Annotated in this window: 1 protein-coding gene; it reads right to left on the reverse strand. The window is 43.6% G+C overall.

Annotation, left to right across the window (positions count from 1 at the left end):
- Window positions 1-502, reverse strand: a 502-nt coding sequence (locus R7Z50_RS31515) for a helix-turn-helix domain-containing protein (RefSeq protein WP_318150277.1), incomplete at both ends; no start/stop codon positions are given.

Here is a 502-nt window from a genome sequence, read left to right on the forward strand (position 1 = left end):
TTCTGTTGTCGACTCTTCTGTTTCTGCAGGTACCACTTCATCAGTTTGCGCTGCATTGATGGATGATTCTGATGCTGTATTGTTTGATGCCGCTAGTTCTGCTGGAGTACTTGCGATCAGCTCTTCTTCGGTCATTAGATCAATATCAGCAATTTCATCGGCACTTGGCTGGCTTGTTTCAACATTAGCCTCTGCTACAACTTGAGCGAGACTATTTTCTTGCTGATTTTGCCACCACCAAGCTGCTGAGATACCGATGATGACAATGGCTATTACCCAAGTCAGCAACATAATTCGGCTGTTGTGTTTCTCGTGTTTGGTTTTACGAGAGAAGCTTTGCATTTCGATTTCTTGCTCTTTTGGCTTTACATCTGCCGTTTGTTCTAGAGCAACCAGCACCACTTTCTCATCTAGCCCGACAAACTTTGCGTAAGAACGCAAATAGCCGCGAGTGAATGTCGCTACTTGTTGAGATTCAAATCGGTTGTTTTCAATATCTTCA

The sequence above is a fragment of the Vibrio sp. 1249-1 genome, from assembly GCF_033340495.1.